The sequence below is a fragment of the Pseudomonas aestuarii genome (assembly GCF_027988105.1).
Classification (GTDB): Bacteria; Pseudomonadota; Gammaproteobacteria; order Pseudomonadales; family Pseudomonadaceae; genus Aquipseudomonas; species Aquipseudomonas aestuarii.
The window spans coordinates 383,915-401,221 of the sequence record NZ_JAQJZJ010000003.1; the positions used below are offsets into that span (position 1 = coordinate 383,915).

14 protein-coding genes are annotated in these 17,307 nt (G+C 63.0%); 4 read left to right on the plus strand and 10 right to left on the minus strand.

Annotated features, from left to right (window positions below):
* Positions 1–16 precede the first annotated feature (16 nt).
* The 4 genes from nudC to PH586_RS08750 form a co-directional block, all read right to left on the minus strand.
* The gene (gene nudC, locus PH586_RS08735; RefSeq protein ID WP_271347369.1) at positions 17–847 is read right to left on the minus strand and encodes an NAD(+) diphosphatase; all 831 of its coding nucleotides are present in this window, start codon (positions 845–847) and stop codon (positions 17–19) included.
* Positions 848–2,527 (minus strand): ferrous iron transporter B, encoded by a 1,680-nt coding sequence (locus PH586_RS08740; RefSeq protein WP_271347370.1) that lies wholly within the window; start codon positions 2,525–2,527, stop codon positions 848–850.
* Between the two features lie 50 nt (positions 2,528–2,577).
* On the minus strand, positions 2,578–3,390 hold the full coding sequence (locus PH586_RS08745) for a crotonase/enoyl-CoA hydratase family protein (protein WP_271347371.1): 813 nt from the start codon (positions 3,388–3,390) through the stop codon (positions 2,578–2,580).
* 195 nt (positions 3,391–3,585) lie between these two features.
* Positions 3,586–5,856 (minus strand): Orn/Lys/Arg family decarboxylase, encoded by a 2,271-nt coding sequence (locus PH586_RS08750; RefSeq protein WP_271347372.1) that lies wholly within the window; start codon positions 5,854–5,856, stop codon positions 3,586–3,588.
* Positions 5,857–6,181: 325 nt separating this feature from the next.
* Here PH586_RS08750 and pfkB point away from each other — a divergent pair, with 325 nt between their 5' ends.
* A complete protein-coding gene (pfkB, locus tag PH586_RS08755) occupies positions 6,182–7,117 on the plus strand; it encodes a 6-phosphofructokinase II (RefSeq protein WP_271347373.1) in 936 nt (311 codons plus the stop codon).
* A gap of 8 nt (positions 7,118–7,125) precedes the next feature.
* Here pfkB and hglS read toward each other — a convergent pair whose 3' ends face one another.
* The 3 genes from hglS to PH586_RS08770 all read right to left on the minus strand — a co-directional run bounded on the left by hglS (position 7,126) and on the right by PH586_RS08770 (position 11,052).
* The gene (gene hglS, locus PH586_RS08760) at positions 7,126–8,526 is read right to left on the minus strand and encodes a 2-oxoadipate dioxygenase/decarboxylase HglS (RefSeq protein WP_271347374.1); all 1,401 of its coding nucleotides are present in this window, start codon (positions 8,524–8,526) and stop codon (positions 7,126–7,128) included.
* A 160-nt stretch (positions 8,527–8,686) separates the two neighbouring features.
* On the minus strand, positions 8,687–9,919 hold the full coding sequence (locus PH586_RS08765; RefSeq protein ID WP_271347375.1) for a DUF3422 domain-containing protein: 1,233 nt from the start codon (positions 9,917–9,919) through the stop codon (positions 8,687–8,689).
* A gap of 230 nt (positions 9,920–10,149) precedes the next feature.
* Complete coding sequence (locus PH586_RS08770) at positions 10,150–11,052, minus strand: LysR substrate-binding domain-containing protein (RefSeq protein WP_271347376.1); 903 nt, start codon at positions 11,050–11,052, stop codon at positions 10,150–10,152.
* Between the two features lie 145 nt (positions 11,053–11,197).
* Here PH586_RS08770 and amaB point away from each other — a divergent pair, with 145 nt between their 5' ends.
* Complete coding sequence (amaB, locus tag PH586_RS08775) at positions 11,198–12,688, plus strand: L-piperidine-6-carboxylate dehydrogenase (RefSeq protein ID WP_271347377.1); 1,491 nt, start codon at positions 11,198–11,200, stop codon at positions 12,686–12,688.
* A 130-nt stretch (positions 12,689–12,818) separates the two neighbouring features.
* Here the strand turns inward: amaB and dnaQ are convergent, their stop codons facing one another.
* Genes dnaQ through PH586_RS08790 form a run of 3 tightly spaced genes read right to left on the minus strand, consistent with a single transcriptional unit; the run spans position 12,819 to position 14,796 of the window.
* Positions 12,819–13,547 carry a DNA polymerase III subunit epsilon gene (gene dnaQ / locus PH586_RS08780; RefSeq protein WP_271347378.1) on the minus strand — a complete coding sequence of 243 codons (729 nt, stop codon included), beginning with the start codon at positions 13,545–13,547 and terminating at the stop codon, positions 12,819–12,821.
* The gene (gene rnhA / locus PH586_RS08785; RefSeq protein ID WP_271347379.1) at positions 13,540–13,992 is read right to left on the minus strand and encodes a ribonuclease HI; all 453 of its coding nucleotides are present in this window, start codon (positions 13,990–13,992) and stop codon (positions 13,540–13,542) included. The genes dnaQ and rnhA overlap by 8 nt, the downstream gene beginning before the upstream one ends.
* A gap of 45 nt (positions 13,993–14,037) precedes the next feature.
* Positions 14,038–14,796 (minus strand): methyltransferase domain-containing protein, encoded by a 759-nt coding sequence (locus tag PH586_RS08790; protein ID WP_271347380.1) that lies wholly within the window; start codon positions 14,794–14,796, stop codon positions 14,038–14,040.
* A 76-nt stretch (positions 14,797–14,872) separates the two neighbouring features.
* Here PH586_RS08790 and gloB point away from each other — a divergent pair, with 76 nt between their 5' ends.
* Together gloB and PH586_RS08800 are read left to right on the plus strand one after the other, a co-directional pair.
* On the plus strand, positions 14,873–15,646 hold the full coding sequence (gloB, locus tag PH586_RS08795) for a hydroxyacylglutathione hydrolase (RefSeq protein WP_271347381.1): 774 nt from the start codon (positions 14,873–14,875) through the stop codon (positions 15,644–15,646).
* 100 nt (positions 15,647–15,746) lie between these two features.
* Entirely contained in the window at positions 15,747–17,303 is a 1,557-nt protein-coding gene (locus tag PH586_RS08800) for a lytic transglycosylase (RefSeq protein ID WP_271347382.1), read from the plus strand.
* The last annotated feature ends 4 nt before the right edge of the window (positions 17,304–17,307 follow it).

The following is a 17,307-nucleotide window of genomic DNA, read 5'->3' on the forward strand; positions in this document are numbered from 1 at the left end:
TGGTTGCCGAGCACGGTTATTCCAGCAGCGCCGGTTCCGGCAGCCCGAGCCGGCGAGCCACATAGAGGTCGATCAGGTAGCGGGCTATCGAGCGCGGGGCTGGCAACGGCGGCAACTGGTGCACGCTGAACCACTGTGCATCTTCGATCTCGTCGACCTGCATGACAATTTCGCCAGTCGCATATTCGGCATGAAAACCGAGCATCAGGGAATGCGGAAACGGCCAGCCCTGGCTCCCCAGGTACTGCAGGTTCCTGACCTCGACCCCGACTTCTTCGCGCACCTCCCGTGCCACACACTGTTCGACCGACTCCCCCGCCTCGACGAAGCCGGCCAGAGTGCTGTAGACACCGGGCACGAAGCGCGGCGATCGGGCCAGGAGAACTTCATCCTCGCGGGTGACCAGCACGATCATGCTCGGTGATAGACGCGGATAGTGGTGCAACTGGCAGCGCGGGCAATGCATGGCGCGCTCGCCAGCGAAATGCAGCATCGGTTCGCCACAACTGCCGCAAAAACGGTGCTGGCGCGCCCAGGTGCCGATCTGCGCCGCATAGCCGAGCATCTTGAAGCTCTCGGCATCGCCCTGCAGCATGAACTGTCGCAGGCTTTGCCAGCTGCAACCGGGCATAGCGAAGGGTTCCTGCAACTCCAGCAGGTAGATGGCATCGCCATCGAAATGGCCGATGCCGTGTTCGGCCAGTAGCGGCAGCTCCTGCTTTTTCAACCATTCGCGGGGAAACAGCACGCCGTTGCTGTCCGCCAGAAACTCCTGCCGACAATGCACCAGCGCCCAACCGCCGGGCAGCTGGCTATCGAGTAAGGCGGGCTGCCAACGTTGGGGCATTTATGCGGCTACCTCTATGCCAAGGGCGCGCACGCTCTCTGCGGCCAAGTCGAGCACGCTGGGCTGAGTTTCCGGGCGCATTACCGCACCCGCCTCGAGATAGTATTCGAGACTGCTAAGCGCGTCGGCCAGGGTTTCCAGCATTTGCTCGGACGGCATCTTCGGCGCTTCGTACATCTGCGTCTGAATATATTCGGCGCAGGCGCCAATCAGCAAGGCTGCCCGCTCCTGGCCGAGAAACCACAGCCCGCCGCGCACCGCCTGCAGGCTGAACGGCACATTGGACAGGTGCATGCGGTCGCCGTCGGCCTCCAGATAGGCAGTGATCGCGCGTTTGGCCAGCGCCACACCGCCACGGGCCTCATCGACCACGACGATACGTGCCTCGTTGAGCTGGTAGTAGGCAAAGGATTCCAGCTCCTTGCCCGCTGCTGGCTGCGTGGCGCTGTTGTCACGCTGTTCACCGCGCTCCAGGCTGGCGACCATCCCTTCAACATAGAGCACCGCATCGGCCAGCTTTAGCAGCTCCTGCTGTTGCGGGGCGCGCGCCTCGCTCCAGACGGCAACCGTGTGCAGCTGCGCATTCAGCATATTGCCCGCCGAGCTGAGACCAACCATGCCCAGGGTCTTGCTCAGCTTGCCCAGCAGGGCATGCAGATTGCCGATGCTTTCAGCCTGCACGGTGCCCCGTTCGATCAGGTCGAGCATGTCTTTGACGCTGATCAGCTCTTCGCGAATGGCCGTGCTCAGCGAGCGCATCACCGCCTGACCGGGGCCGGACAGGCGCTGGTATTCCTCTTCCAGCAGATGATCGGTGAATGGCAGCGAAGTCAGCGCAAACAGCTCGCGTACGGGCGTGGCCAAAGGTCCGCGGCTGTCGGCCAAGGCCACCAGATAGAGCAGCTCCTTGAGCAGGCTGCGCGGCGGCTCATGCTGACTATTAGCCAGTACCTGCTTGAGTTCACGGTCGATGCGCGAGAACAACTGCTTGCGCGACTTGCGTGCCAGCAGCTGACCCTCAAGCTGCGCCTCCATAGCCGCAGCGCCAAGCCAGCACAGTCGGCCACGCGGCTCATTGGCGTACAGGCTGTCCAGTCGGCCCATGGCGCGGCCCATCAGCTTCAGGCTGGCCTGCGGATTCTGATCGCGGATAAAGCCCAGCAAGCCCACCTGATACATGTGGCGCAAGCGTCGCCCTTCGGTTTCCTTGGCGGCTGCGTCCAGTGCCGCCGGTGCCGAGCGCGGGCGGGCATGGTCAAGGCGCACGCTGAAGAAGAAGCTTTCCGGCAGTGCCGGCTGGCCACCGGCCTGGCGCAGGTCATTGATCGCCGGCAGCAGCAACTCGGGCATTTCCTGACGGTGCACGCCGACGTTTTCCAGATAGCGACGCAGTACATGCAGCGCATTGCTCAGCGCCGAGAGTTGCACATCGCGCTCTGGGCCAGCGCCGACAGGAATATCGGTGGCCTGTTCGAGCACTTCCTGAGCGAGCAACTCGGCACCGGCCAACTCGACCACATTGAGCGTACCGCGGACTTGACGAAGACTTTCCACCGCCTGTTGCAGCAGGCTGCCGTTATGCCGCTCGGCAATGAAATGTTCGAGGCTCGACTCGGCCTCCTCCATGGTGGTGAACAGTTCGTTCCGCACCAGACTCAGTGACGTGGCTCCAGAAACCATGCGCTAGTGCGCCTCCCGCGCCGGTAGTGAAGACAATTGCATGGCTCGCATCAGTCGGCGAACTCCGGCTTCTGCTTACTCATATGCGCGGCCATGGCCACGCGCAAGTCGACCGACTGCAGCATCGCAGCGTTCCAGGTGGCGATGTACTCGAGGCCATCGTCAACCCGATGATCGCGCATGTAGCGAATCATTTCCTTGGTACCGCGTACCGCTACCGGGGATTTCTTGGCGATTTCACGGGCAATCGCCATCACCCCGTCGAGCAAGGCAGGCATGTCCGGGTAAGTGCGATTGACCAGACCGATGCGCCGCGCCTCTTCACCGTCGATGGTGCGCCCGGTGAACGCCAGCTCACGCATCATGCCATCGCCAATGATCCGTGGCAGGCGCTGCAAGGTACCAACATCGGCGGCCATGCCAATATCGATTTCCTTGATCGAGAACTGCGCGTCGACCGTCGAGTAGCGCATATCGCAGGCCGAGACCAAGTCGATGGCACCGCCCAGACAATAACCCTGGATCGCCGCCAAAACCGGCTTGCGACACTGGTCAACGGCATTGAAAGAGGCTTGCAGCTCGAGGATCTTGCGCCGCAATTTTTCCGCGTTGCGGCCGACATCCGGGCCCATCTGGCTGCCGAGCTGGGCCAACATCATCAGGTCGATACCGGAAGAAAAATGCTTGCCGGCCCCCGACAGCACGACCACCCGCACCTCGTCCGTGGCGTCGATCCAGCGAAAGATCTCGATGATCTCCGTCCAGAAATCGGCATTCATGGCGTTGATTTTTTCCGGGCGGTTGATCAACACGTGGGCGATCTTATCTGCCAACTCGACACTAAAGGCTTGGTAGTCGGACACGGCAGTCATCCTCAGCAACTAAAGGCGCGAACGCGCGCAGAGACATTCTTGTGGTCATTGCCGCGCAACTATAACAAGCACGGCATAAATGTCGATGCCGGCCTCTGTGACGCAGAACACGCCACTGGACTTAAGCAGCGTTTTGACTGTTGACGGTAACCAGTTGATCTAGCGGAAATAGTCCGCGCTGGCGCCTCAGAGCTTGATGCAGTCCACCGTGTAGGCGTTGCCGTCGGGACCTTCATTGCGTTGCAGGCCGTGCACGTCGGCGTCGAAGCCGGGAAAGCTGCGGTCAAAGGTGCGGGCGAACTCCAGATAATCGATGATCGAGCGGGTCGCCGGGGTAAAGCGCTCGCCCGGCATGATCAGCGGGATACCCGGTGGATAGGGCACCAGCATGACCGCGGCGATCCGCCCGTCGAGCTGGTCGATGGGCACGGCCTCGACTTCGCCGCGCACCAGCTGGTTGTAGGCATCGGCGGGTCTCAGGGCGACTTCCGGCAGCACCGTGTACATGCGCTTCATCGCCTTGGCCGTGGCGTTGTCGCCGTAGCAGCGGTGCAGCGCATCGCACAGGTCACGCAGACCCATGCCGTGGTAGTGCGCACCGCCCACTTTGGCAATCGAGGGCAAGGCGACCGTCAGCGGCAGGTTGACGTCATAGCTGCGCTTGAACTCCAGCAACTCGGTGAGCAAGGTGCTCCACTTGCCCTTGGTGATGCCCATGGAGAACAGCACCAGGAAGGAATACAGGCCGGTTTTCTCGACCACCAGGCCACGCTCCCAGAGGAACTTGCTCACCACCGCCGCCGGAATCCCGCAGCGATCGAGCTTGCCGCCCGCAGTCAGGCCCGGGGTCACCAGGGTGACTTTGATCGGATCGAGCAGCACGTAATCCTCGGCCACCTCGCCAAAGCCATGCCACTCGGCTTGCGGCTGCAACAACCAGCTCTCGGTCGCCACCTCGTCGACGCCCTCGGCCTGGGGCGGTTGCCAGATACTGAACCACCAATCGTCGACGCTGAGGTTCTGCCGCAGATTGGCCAGGGCACGACGGAAGCTCAGCGCCTCATCGAAGGTTTCCTGGATCAGCGAACGCCCCGCCGGACCTTCCATCATCGCCGAGGCGACATCCAGCGAAGCGATGATGCCGTACTGCGGCGAGGTCGAGATATGCATCATGAAGGCTTCGTTGAAGCGATCGCGATCCAGCTGACGGGCACCGCCATCCTGCACATGGATCATCGAAGCCTGACTGAACGCCGCCAGCAGCTTGTGCGTGGAGTGGGTGCTGAACACCAGCGGCGCATCGGCCGTACGGCTCGTGCCCATGCCATAGCGCCCGGCATAGAACTCATGGAAAGCCGCATAGGCATACCAGGCCTCGTCGAAATGCAGCACCTCGACGCTGTTACCCAGGGTCTGCTTGATCAGTTCGGCGTTGTAGCACAGCCCGTCGTAGGTCGAGTTGGTCACCACCACCAGCTTGACCATCGCCCCGCTGCTGCTGGGCACGCGCCCGCGGGCCAGGGGGCTGGCGTCGATCTTCGCCTGGATCGACTCGCGGCTGAACTCGGACAGTGGAATCGGCCCGATGATGCCCAGCTCATTACGCTCCGGGCACAGGTACAGTGGAATCGCACCGGTCATGATGATCGCGTGGAGGATCGACTTGTGGCAGTTGCGGTCGACCAACACCAGGTCGTCGCGCCCGACCATGCCGTGCCAGACGATCTTGTTGGCGGTCGAGGTGCCGTTGATCACGAAGTAGGTGTGATCGGCGCCAAAGTTCCGTGCAGCGCGGGCCTCGGCCTCGGCCAGGGGGCCGGTGTGATCGAGCAGCGAACCCAGTTCCGGCACCGACACCGACAGGTCGGAACGCAGGGTGTTCTCGCCAAAGAACTGGTGGAACGCCTGGCCCACCGGACTCTTGCGGTAAGCCACCCCGCCGCCATGGCCGGGCGTGTGCCAGGAGTAGTTGGATTGTGCGGTGTGCTGCACCAGCGCCTTGAAGAATGGCGGCAGCAGGCAGTCCAGGTAATTACGCGCGGCGCGGGCGACCTGGCGGGCGAGGAACGGCACCGTGTCCTCGAACAGATAGAGGATACCGCGCAGCTGGTTGAGGTCGGCCATGGCTTCGGCCGGAGCGTTCTCGATGGTCACCTGCTCACCCAGGGCGAAGATCGGCAATTGCGGTGCCCGGCGCCGGGCGATGCGGATCAACTCGACCATGTCCTGCAGCAGATGCTCATTCTCCCCCGCGCCTTCGGCAGTGACCAGGATGCAGGCGAGGCCGTGATGGGTCGAGGCGACGATCCGCCCTTCGGCGGAGCTGGCAGTGGACAGGATGCTGAAACCGTCCTGCTCCAGTTCGTGGGCGATGGCCCGCACCCGATCGCCGGCCACGGTATCGGCCTTAATATCGCGGTGTACGATCAGCACGGGAAACTTGAGGTCTTTATACATTGGGGGCATCCGGCATTAACGGAACGATTTGATAACTGCCGCCAGTAAACACCATGCAATAACCTTTTAGGAAACCGGCCCGTCGACCTCGGTAATGCTTTGTCGCATTTATGAATCATTGCAGGACCAGTGGCCTTATCGAGTCGCGGATTGCCAGGTGTCGACACCCCAGCGGTGACCCCTTCAGCAGGAGGTTGTGAAAATAGACGTGCCGCAGTCGGCGGGAGTTTTTTCATGAGTCCCGCCTCCCAGGCACTATCTTTAAGCTTGAGGCCAACCAACAGACGCGGCCGGCGCGAGCACCCAGCCGCCAACGGAGTCCCTCATGGCCAGCATCGTGACCCTGACCCTCAGCCCGGCGCTCGACAGCGCCACCAGCATTGCGCGCCTGCGCCCGGACGCCAAGCTGCGCTGCAGCGAGCCACGCTACGCGCCCGGCGGCGGCGGCATCAACGTCGCCCGCGCGATTCACCTGCTCGGTGGCAGTGCCCTGGCGCTGTTCCCGGCCGGCGGCCCCACCGGCCTGCACCTGGCCGAGTTGCTGGTCGCCGAAGGGGTGGCCTGCCAGGCCCTGCCGATCAGCGCCTGGACCCGCGAATGCCTGAATGTGGTGGAACAGGCCAGCGCCCAGCAGTACCGCTTCATCCTGCCGGGTGCGCGCCTGAGCGAGACCGAACAGACGAAATTGCTGACGACGCTGAACGAGCTGCCCGAACTGGACTACCTGGTGATCAGCGGCAGCCTGCCTGCCGGGCTCGCCGATGACTTCATGGCGCGCCTGCTACAGACAGTCGCGCAGCGTGGCGCACGCTGCATCCTCGACAGCTCGGGCGAGGTATTGCGCCAGGCGCTGGACATCGGTGGGCTGTTCCTGATCAAGCCGAACCTCAATGAGTTCGCCGCCTTGACCGGGGAGAGCGTCGACGAATCGGACCAGCTGCTCAGGGTGGCGCGCAGCCTGGTCGATGCGGGTAAATGCGAAGCTGTGCTGGTTTCGCTCGGGCCCCAGGGCGCGCTGCTGGCAACCCGCGAGCTGAGCGAGCGAATCATCGCGCCGACGGTCAAGAAGCTGAGCACTGTGGGTGCCGGCGACAGCCTGGTCGGCGCCGTCACCCTCAAGCTCGCCCAAGGCGCGGGCCTTTCAGAAGCCGCACGCTATGGTATCGCCGCCGGCAGCGCGGCGATCATGACGGCGGGCAGCGAACTGTGTCGCCGCGCCGATACCGAACGACTCTTTGCCTGGCTGCAGGCCCGGAGCTGAAGCACGTCCTAGCAGAGACTCAGACCAGGCAAGCCCAATTGCTCGGCGCAGCGCTCCAACGAGCGCTGCTGGGTCTCGGCATACAACGCCAGCTCGTCGTAGACCCGCGCACCCAGGTCACGCTCGAAGGCGTCCTGATTGGCTGAATTCCCGTAGCTGTCGCGCGCCGCATCGCCGAGATTCGACTGGAAGATGCCCGCCGCGCTGACCGGCAGGAAGTCCTCGTAGACCAGCGGCTCGCAACAGAGATGCCCGGCAGCGAGCAAGGCCTCCAGGGTGCTCGCCAGCTCGCCTTGCGCCTTGGCAGCCCTCCCAACCGGACTGACGAAGTAACGGAAATAGGCCAATTGCTGGCGCCGCAGGCTGGCGTAGTCATCCGGGAAATCGGCGAACTGGGCGACCAGCGCCGACGCATAGTCGCCGTCTGCCTGACGCGCGTTGTCCAGCATACGGTCATACAGTGCCCGCCCTTTAGCGGTCAGGGCCGCGCCGCGCTGCTCGATCTCGCCGAAACGGGCCGAATGGCCGCCCACTGCCCAATCACCATTGTCCTCGACGAACACCACCTGCTCGTGCAGGGCCTTGAAGCTGGTCTGACGCAACAGGATCGGACAGCGCCGCGCGGGCGGGCCTTCGACAATGGCCTTGGGCTCGATGCCGCGCTGCGGCATGCCGGCCTGCACCGCGTCTATGTCGAGGGTGCGCGGGGTCAGGTGGTTGATGTGCGGGCCCTTGAACGCCACCACATCGGCGATCAGCCGGTGTTGCTCGCTCAGCTGCTGATACAACGCCGCACTGACCGTCGCCTCGCGGTGCCAGCGGAAGGTCTCCAGGGCCTGCTCGATGAACTCGACCGCCTCGGTCTGCTCCAGCCCGCCGGCCTGTTCGAAGCGCTCGATCAGCTCGATAACACGCGCCGTGAAGATATTGCGCCGCTCCAGCACGCTGCGCGCCAGCTCGCGCAGCTCGGGGTTGTCTATCAGCTCCAGCCGTAGCAAGGAGGTAAACACGCGGAAGGGACTGTGCTGCAAGGAGCCTTCGTGGATCGCCCGGAACGCGGTGGAATGCACCGGCACGCCGGCACAGGACAGGTCGTAGTAGCCGACCGGGTACATACCCATCACCGCGAACAACCGGCGCATGGTGGCCAGCTCACTAGCGCAGCCCAAGCGGATGGCGCCGTGCCGCTCCATGTCCAGGCGCTGGATTTCTCCGGTCAGCTGCAGCCGCTCGGCCAGCTCGGCATCCTGCTCCAGAGCCTGCTGGTTGACCTGGCCCACCAGCACCAGCAACTCGCCGTAGAGCGGCACCTCGGCCTTGTACATGGCGGACATGGCGCGGGAAAATTGCATGCGGATCTCGTCCGGGTGGACCCAGGTTTCTCGGTTGGCGTCCGCGTACACACTCATGGGGTTCGACTCCTTGCTTCGCCTGATCGGCCTGACCGCAGTCTCCAGCGCGGAGACTATTCCGGTGATTCATGCGTAACATTCTGGCGAGCCGAATAGCCCCTTTCAAACGACTAATTTTCTCCAGATCATTCCCTGAAAGAATCCTCCAGTGCATCCGTCAATGCTGCGCCGCCTGTTTCAGGCGCCGCGCCAACAGCACCAGAGCGAGCAGGAACAGCGGTGCCAGCAGGACGAACAGCACCTTGCTGGACAGCGGCGATCCCAGAGCCGCCAGCCCCTCCAGAGTCATCTTCAGTAAGCCGAGCAGGTAGTAACTGATGGCAATCAGGGAAAAGCCCTCGACTGCCTTCTGAATTTTCAACTGAGTGTTGCTACGCGCATTGAGGCTCTCGAGGATCTTCGAGTTTTGCTCCTCCACCTCCACCTGGGCCTTGGCCTGCAGCAATTCGCCGAGATTGGCAATGCCGGCTGCCAGGCGATCGAGACGCTGCTCGGTGGCAGCGCAGTAGCGCACGCTGGGCTTGAAGCGCCGCTCGATGAACACACCGAGGCGCTGGTGACCGTCGGCATGGCTTTCGCGCAACTCGGCGATGCGTTCGAAGACGATCTGGGCGTAGGCCGCGGTAGCACTGAAGCGCTGTCGGCAGCCGGCCGAGCAGCGCATCAGCCGCGCCGAGAGCGAGGTCAGGCCATCGAGCAGGGCCTTGGCCTGGCTGTTGTCGGCGGCGGCATTGCGCTCGGCCAGACCGATCAGCTCGCGGTCCAGCTCCTGCAATGTATCGCCGAGCTGCTGGGCGGCCGGCAACGCCAGCGAGGCAAGCATGCGGTAGGTCTCGATCTCCACCAGGCGACGGATCATCCGTCCCAGCCGGTAGGCGTTGAGGCCACGATTGACCAGCAGCATGCGGTTGAAGCCCTGCGCCGACAGGCGAAAGTCGCTCCAGACGGTGGCGTCGCCACCGCCGAGCAGAGAGCCGGCCGGGTCCTTGAAACCGTAGCTGGATGGCTGCCCGTCGGCGTCCGCTTGATCCTCGACCAGGATCACCAGGGCACTGATGATCAGTTCGCGATGCGTGTCGAGCACACCGCGCAACGGCTGCGGCAGTTCGGCCCAGCGTGAGGTATCGGCCAGACGCGGCACCACCCAGGTCAGCGAGAGAAATTCGCTGTGGCGTTCCCACTTGAAGGCACAGCCGGCGATGCGCAGCAGGCCATGACGCTGCACGCCCCGCCCCGGGTTGTCCGCCAGCTCGTCGAGTTGGCGGACCAGACCGTCGAGCGACACCCCGTCATCCAGCAGGGCGAAGTGGTAGACATGGGCCGGACCGGAAAAATAGATCGACGGTCGCGCATGCAGTTCAGCGTGCAGGCTTTCTCTCAGCGGGTGCATCAAGGCGCTCCTGGAAACTCACCGGCAGGTCCTGACAAAGTCCCTGGCCCAAGTTTTCTAGACTGCCCCGGGTGACGTGAGGGCACATCCGCTGGCCGCGAGCGTCTACTCAGACCAGCGCGTCCAGGCAACGCTCGAAGATGTCGAAACCTTCTTCGAGACGCGGTACCGCCCAGGCCGCCCCTGGGCAGCGCGTCCATCAGCTCGCGCCGGCCGACCACCGCGCCAGCTCAGCGTCGCTGCTCGAGTCCGACCTGCGCCTCGATCCACCTGACGAAGCTACGGATCTTCGGCACCTCTGCCGCGTGCTCCGCGTAGGCCAGGAAGTGCGCGCCACTGCTGGTGAGCGGGTGATCCCAGGGAATCACCAACTTGCCTTCGCTCAGTTCATCCTCCACCAGGAAGCGCGGCACCAGCGCCACCCCGCAGCCGGACTGGGCGGCGCGAATACACATATAGAAGGTCTCGAAGCGCGGGCCGTGGTAGCTGTGTTCGGTCTGCAGGCCCAGGCCCTGGAACCATTCATGCCAGGCCTCGGGACGCGAGGCGCACTGCAGCAGGAGCATGTCAGCCATCTGCAGGGGGCTGTCCAGCGGCGCGACCGGGAGGATATCGGGGGCGCACACCGGCACCACTTGCTCGCCGAACAGTTCGATGCACTCGGCGCCCGGCCAGGTGCCCTGGCCGAAGAAGAACACCACGTCGGCCCGCGACTGCAGCAGGTCGAAGGGTTCCAGCTCATTGCAGATATCCAGGTGAATACCCGGGTTGGCGGCGCCAAAACCCTTGAGGTGCGGGATTAGCCAGCGCGCGCCAAAAGTCGGCTGGGTCGCGACCTTGAGCACCTCGGTCTCGCCGCCGTAGGAGAGGATGTAGCGGGTCGACATCTCCACCTGCTTGAGAATCTTGTTGACCTCGGTGAGGTACAGCGAGCCGGCAGGGGTCAGCTGCAGGCGCCGACGGATACGGCGGAACAGCAGATGCTGGAGCATTTCCTCCAGCTGCGCGACCTGCTTGCTCACCGCGCTTTGGGTCAGGAACAGCTCCTCGGCGGCGCGGGTGAAGCTGAGATGCCGGGCCACGGCCTCGAAACACTGCAGAGCGGCCATCGACGGCATCAGGCGTTTGGACATGGAGTACTCGCGAAGGCCCACAGGGGCGAATGAATGAATCCTAGGAATGACATGGCGAATAATGGTCGCTTGTTGTGTTCCAGGCGGAAGATTAATACTGATCCGGATCGCAATTCTCAACCGCCAGGACAAACAGGAGATAGCCATGGTTGACGGACTTCTGAGCCGCCTCGCGGTTAGCGCCCACGCAGTAGAGATTGGCAACTACCCGGTTTATACCCCCATCGACGGCAGCCGGATCGGTTTGGTCGGCCTCGAGGACCGCGCCGCGGTACTGGCCAAGGTCGAGCGCGCCGAGCAGGCGTTCCAGGCCTGGCGTAGTGTGCCTGCCCCCCGTCGCGGCGAGCTGATTCGCCTGTTCGGTGAGGTGCTGCGCCAGCACAAGGCCGATCTTGGCGAACTGGTCTCCTGGGAAGCCGGCAAGATCACCCAGGAAGGCCTGGGTGAAGTACAGGAAATGATCGACATCTGCGACTTCGCCGTCGGCCTGTCGCGGCAACTCTACGGCCTGACCATCGCCTCCGAGCGCCCGGGCCACCACATGCGCGAGACCTGGCAGCCGCTTGGCGTGGTCGGCGTGATCAGCGCCTTCAACTTCCCGGTCGCGGTCTGGGCCTGGAACGCCACCCTGGCCCTGGTCTGCGGCGATTCGGTGATCTGGAAACCCTCGGAGAAGACCCCGCTCACCGCCCTCGCCTGCCAGGCCCTGTTCGAGCTGGCCCTGCAGGCCTTCGGCGACGCCCCGGAAGGTCTCAGTCAGCTGGTCATCGGTGACCGCGAGGCCGGCGCAGCACTGGTCGACGACCCGCGCCTGGCCCTGATCAGCGCCACCGGTAGCACCCGCATGGGCCGAGAAGTCGGTCCACGCGTGGCAGCCCGTTTCGGCCGCAGCATCCTAGAGCTGGGCGGCAACAACGCCATGATCCTCGCCCCGAGTGCCGATCTGGACATGGCCGTGCGGGCCATCCTGTTCGGCGCCGTCGGCACTGCCGGGCAGCGCTGCACCAGCCTGCGCCGGCTGATCGCCCACGAGTCGGTCAAGGACGAGATAGTCGCGCGGCTGAAAGTGGCCTATGCCAAGGTGCGCATCGGCCATCCGCTGCAGGGCAACCTGGTCGGCCCGCTGATCGATCAGCACGCCTATGAGGCCATGCAAGCCGCACTGAACCAGGCCCGCGCGGAAGGCGGTCAGGTGTTCGGTGGCGAGCGTCAACTGGCCGAACAGTTCCCCAACGCCTACTACGTCGCACCGGCCATCGTCGAGATGCCTGGCCAGAGCGCGGTAGTGCGCCACGAGACCTTCGCGCCGATCCTCTACGTGCTGAGCTACAGCGACTTCGATGAGGCCCTGCGCCTGAACAACGAGGTGCCGCAGGGGCTGTCGTCCTGCATCTTCACCACCGACCTGCGCGAGGCCGAGCAGTTCCAGAGCGCCGCGGGCAGCGACTGCGGCATCGCCAACGTCAACATTGGCACCAGTGGTGCGGAAATCGGTGGCGCCTTCGGTGGCGAGAAGGACACCGGCGGTGGTCGCGAGTCCGGCTCCGATTCCTGGAAAGCCTACATGCGCCGCCAGACCACCACGGTCAACTACTCCCGCGAATTGCCGCTGGCCCAGGGCATCGTTTTCGACTGAGCCCCAACGCAATAAAAAACAGCCCCGACGCATCACGCCGGGGCTGTTTTTTTATGTATCGATGCGGCAACACAACTTCTGTAGGCGCCAGCCTGCTGGTCCTCACGGTAACGGCATCAACTTGTCCGGCCTAGGGCTCCAGCGTCGACCACAAGGCAGGGCCGCCGGCTGCCTTCTCGATCGCAGCCAGACGCGCGGCATGTGCCTCCAGCTCGGCCTGAGAAGCGCGCACTACCAAGGTAGGCTGGCGTTCGGCGGGTAGGCGGCGAATTGCGCTGGCTTGCTGGCGACCATTGCTGTCACCCTCTGAGCCATCACCGGCGAGGGACAGATTGGTCTGCCCGCCAGTCATGGTCAGGTAGACATCGGCGAGGATCTCGGCATCGAGCAAGGCGCCGTGCAGGTCGCGTCCGGAGTTGTCGACGCCATAACGCTTGCACAGGGCATCGAGGCTGTTGCGCTGCCCCGGATGGCGTTCGCGGGCCATCAGCAGGGTATCGAGGATCGCGCAATGTTCGCTGAGGTCGGCGCGGTCCAGCTGCTTGATCAGGCTGAATTCGTTGTTGATAAAGCCAACGTCGAACGCCGCGTTGTGGATGATCAGCTGCGCACCCTTGATGAATTCGAAGAACTCGTCGGCCACTTCCTTGAAGCGCGGCTTGTCCTGAACGAAATCGTTGGTGATACCGTGCACCGCAATAGCGCCCTCGTCGATCTCGCGATCGGGCTGCAGATAGGCATGAAAATGCCGCCCGGTCAGGCGTCGGCCCATCAGTTCGACACAGCCGATCTCGATGATCCGGTGGCCATCGGTGACCGGCATACCGGTAGTTTCAGTATCCAGCACTACGCTACGCACGTTGCAGCCCTCTCACTTCTTCGACGCCACGGTTGGCCAACTGGTCGGCACGCTCGTTGCCGGGATGGCCGGTATGTCCTCGCACCCACTGCCAGGTCACCTGGTGCCGGTTGACCTGCTCGTCCAACTCGCGCCACAGATCGGCGTTCTTCACCGGCTGCTTGGCGGCGGTTTTCCAGCCACGCTTCTTCCAGTTCGGCATCCAGTCCTGGATACCTTGCATGACGTACTGCGAGTCGGTCACCAGGCGCACATCGCAAGCCCGCTTCAACTCGGCCAGGGCGCGAATCGCTGCGGTCAGCTCCATGCGGTTGTTGGTGGTCTCGGCCTCACCGCCCCAGAGCTCTTTTTCCACGCCCTTGAAAATCATCAACGCGCCCCAGCCACCGACCCCGGGATTGCCCTTGCAGGCACCATCGGTATAAATCTCGACTTGTTCATTCATGCAGAGCATTTCTCTCAGTAAATTCCGCTCGGCAGGCTCTAGCGCTTACGGCGTCGAATCGCGGCGACTGACCTTGGCCACCGGCATGGGCACCAGCTTGCCCATGGGCGCTCGTTGCGTCTGCCGTAACGGGCGCAAGCCGATCACCAGCTTGCGCGCCACCAATATATAGAAGCCGCCTCCTGGCGATTGCCAGGCGTCGCCCCAGGTTTCCAGTGGAGCCAGACGAGCCTGCCAGGCAGTGGAAGCAAGCGGCGGACGATAGCACCCGAAGCGGCGTTTCTCCAGCGCGAAGCCCAACAGGTGCAGCCAGTCACTGACGCGATTGGGTGCAATGCAGCGGGCCTGGCGCAAGGCATCACGGGCGAACAGGTGACGCACGCCCCAGGCACTCATCGGGTTGATACCGACCACCAGCAGATGGCCTCCTGGGCGAACGCTGTGCGCGGCTTCGCGCAACAGGCCATGGGGCGACAGGCTGAAGTCCAGGCCATGCTGCAGCAGCACGACATCGGCGGCATACTCGGTCAGCGGCCAGGCCTGCTCCTCGCAGACGATCTCCACCCCGTTGAAAGGCGCACCGACCCGCACGCTGCGCTGGATCTGCGCGGCATTCGGCAAGGCTCGTGCGGAAGGACCGTAATGCACCATGTAGCCGCCAAAGAAGCGCGCCAGCTCTTCCTCGAGCAAACGCTGCTCGTCCTCCAGCAGCATCTGGCCATAAGGCCCATTGAACCAATGGCGCGCCGTGCCTATGAGCTTGAGCCAATCGGCATCGGCCTGGGCGAAAGGATGATCGGACATAAAGGATTACCTGCGTAGCCAGCACCGCCAATGAGTCCTAAGATGCACCTTTATGACCTGCTTAGCGACCCGCATCATGATAAAGATCGACGCCCTGCCCGCCTTCTCTGACAACTATATATGGTTGCTGCAAGACCTCGAACAGCGCCGCTGCGCGGTGGTCGACCCCGGTGATGCGGGGCCGGTGCTGGCCTGGCTGGACAGCCACCGCGACTGGCAATTGAGCGATATCCTGATCACCCACCATCACCCCGACCATGTGGGCGGCATCCAGCCGTTGAAGGCCGCCACCGGGGCACGGGTACTCGGCCCGGCGCAGGAAAATATTCCCGCGCGCGATCTGGCGTTGCGTGAAAATGACAAGGTCGAGGTGCTCGGCCAGCGCTTTCGCGTGATCGAGGTACCCGGTCATACCCTCGGGCATATCGCCTATTACCAGGCGGAGCAGCACTGGCTGTTTTGTGGCGATACCCTGTTCGCCGGCGGCTGCGGCCGCCTGTTCGAAGGCACACCCGCGCAGATGCACGACTCGCTAACTCGCCTGGCCGCCTTGCCCGAGCACACCCAGGTGTACTGCACCCATGAATACACCTTGAGCAACCTGCGCTTTGCCCAAACGGTCGAGCCAGGCAACCCGCAGATCGCTCAACGCCTGCAGGAAGTAACCGCCTGGCGCGCCGAAGGCCGCATCAGCCTGCCCTCCAACCTGGCCCTGGAGCGCGCGACCAACCCCTTTCTGCGTAGCGCCGAAGAAGCGGTCAAGGCAAAGATCGATCAGCGTGACGGCGTGCAAAACCGCTCACCCAGCGAGGTGTTCGCGCGTCTGCGTGCTTGGAAGGATAATTTCTAAAAAGTCGATAACTTAGCAAAAAAAGTGGTTAAAACTTGACCACCCTGGCATCGGTTCCTAGAATCCCCCGACCTTTTCCTCGGGAAGCCCCAACCAACTAATGCCTTTATTATCGCGTAACACATTGAATATAAAGGCATTTACACAAGGCGCGAAGACGCTGGTGGTGGTGTTTTGTGCAATAGTGGCCGGCTGTCAGACCACCGGCAAAAAACCCGAGAATAGCGGTAACAACACCGCGCTGACGGTGGAGCTTGAGCGCGAGCCCGTGTGGCTGACCGATAGCATCGTCCCCGCTGAGCCCACAGATATTTGGCAACGTGTCCGTGACGGTTATCAAATGCAGGATGACATTGGTGTCAATCCTCGCATCGAACAGCAGCGCCTATGGTTCGTCAGCAACCCCTCCTATATCGAGAAGTCCGGCGAGCGCAGCAGCCCCTACATCCATTACATCGTCGAACGTCTGGCCGAACGCAATATGCCAATGGAGCTGGCATTGCTGCCGATGATCGAAAGCTCCTACAACCCCTTGGCCTACTCCAGCGCCAATGCCGTCGGTTTATGGCAATTCATCCCCTCCACCGGCCGTCATTTCAATCTGCGCCAGACCAGTTGGTACGACGGTCGCCGCGATGTCATGGCCTCGACCACTGCCGCGATGAACTACCTGTCGCGCCTGCATGAAATGTTCAATGGCGACTGGCTGCTGGCCCTGGCTGCCTACAATGCCGGCGAAGGCCGCGTCAGCCGGGCCATCGAGCGCAACCAGAAACTCGGCCTGCCGACCGACTACTGGAATCTGCCACTGCCCAAAGAGACGCAGAATTACGTGCCCAAGTTACTGGCGCTGTCACAGGTGGTGATGTCCCCCCAAGCGTACGGTGTAGACCTTGAGCCCATAGCCAACGAGCCGTATTTCGAGCAGGTCCCACTCAAGCAGCACATGAACCTGTCCAGGATTGCGGCCATGGCTGACCTGGATGAAGACGAGCTGTATCAGCTCAATCCCGCTTTTAAAAAGCGCATCACCCTGGACGGTCCGCAGCAGCTGCTGGTGCCGACCGCCAATGCGGAATTACTGGCCGCCAACCTGCTGCTAATGAAACCACAGGACCTGCTCGACTGGCAGCAGTACCGGGTGCGCTCGGGCGACAGCCTCAGCGGGATTGCCAACCGCCACCATCTGACGGTCGCTAATCTTAAAGATATCAACAAGCTTTCCAGCAACCGCTTACGCATTGGCCAGGTGCTGAGCATACCCGGGCAACCCGGTGTCACGCCGAAAGAGCCGCTGCTTCAGGCCGCCGCCGGACGCTTAGCGAAGCCTCGCACTTACCGGGTCAAGAGTGGGGACAACCTCTGGCAAATCGCCAAGACTCATCGGATTTCGGTCAAAGATGTAAAACGCTGGAACAACATCACTGGCAACTCCCTGCGTGCCGGCCAGGCTCTGGCCTTATACGACGCTCAGGCAACAACGAAGTCCAGCAGCGGCCCGCGCGGCAACGTGACCTATTACAAGGTGCGCAAAGGCGATTCGTTATATGTGATTGCCAAACGCTTCAAGGTCGAGATGCAGCATCTGCAAAGCTGGAACCCGCGTACGGGCAGCGCCATCAAGCCGGGGCAGACCCTGACCCTGCGTCTGCCCTGACCAG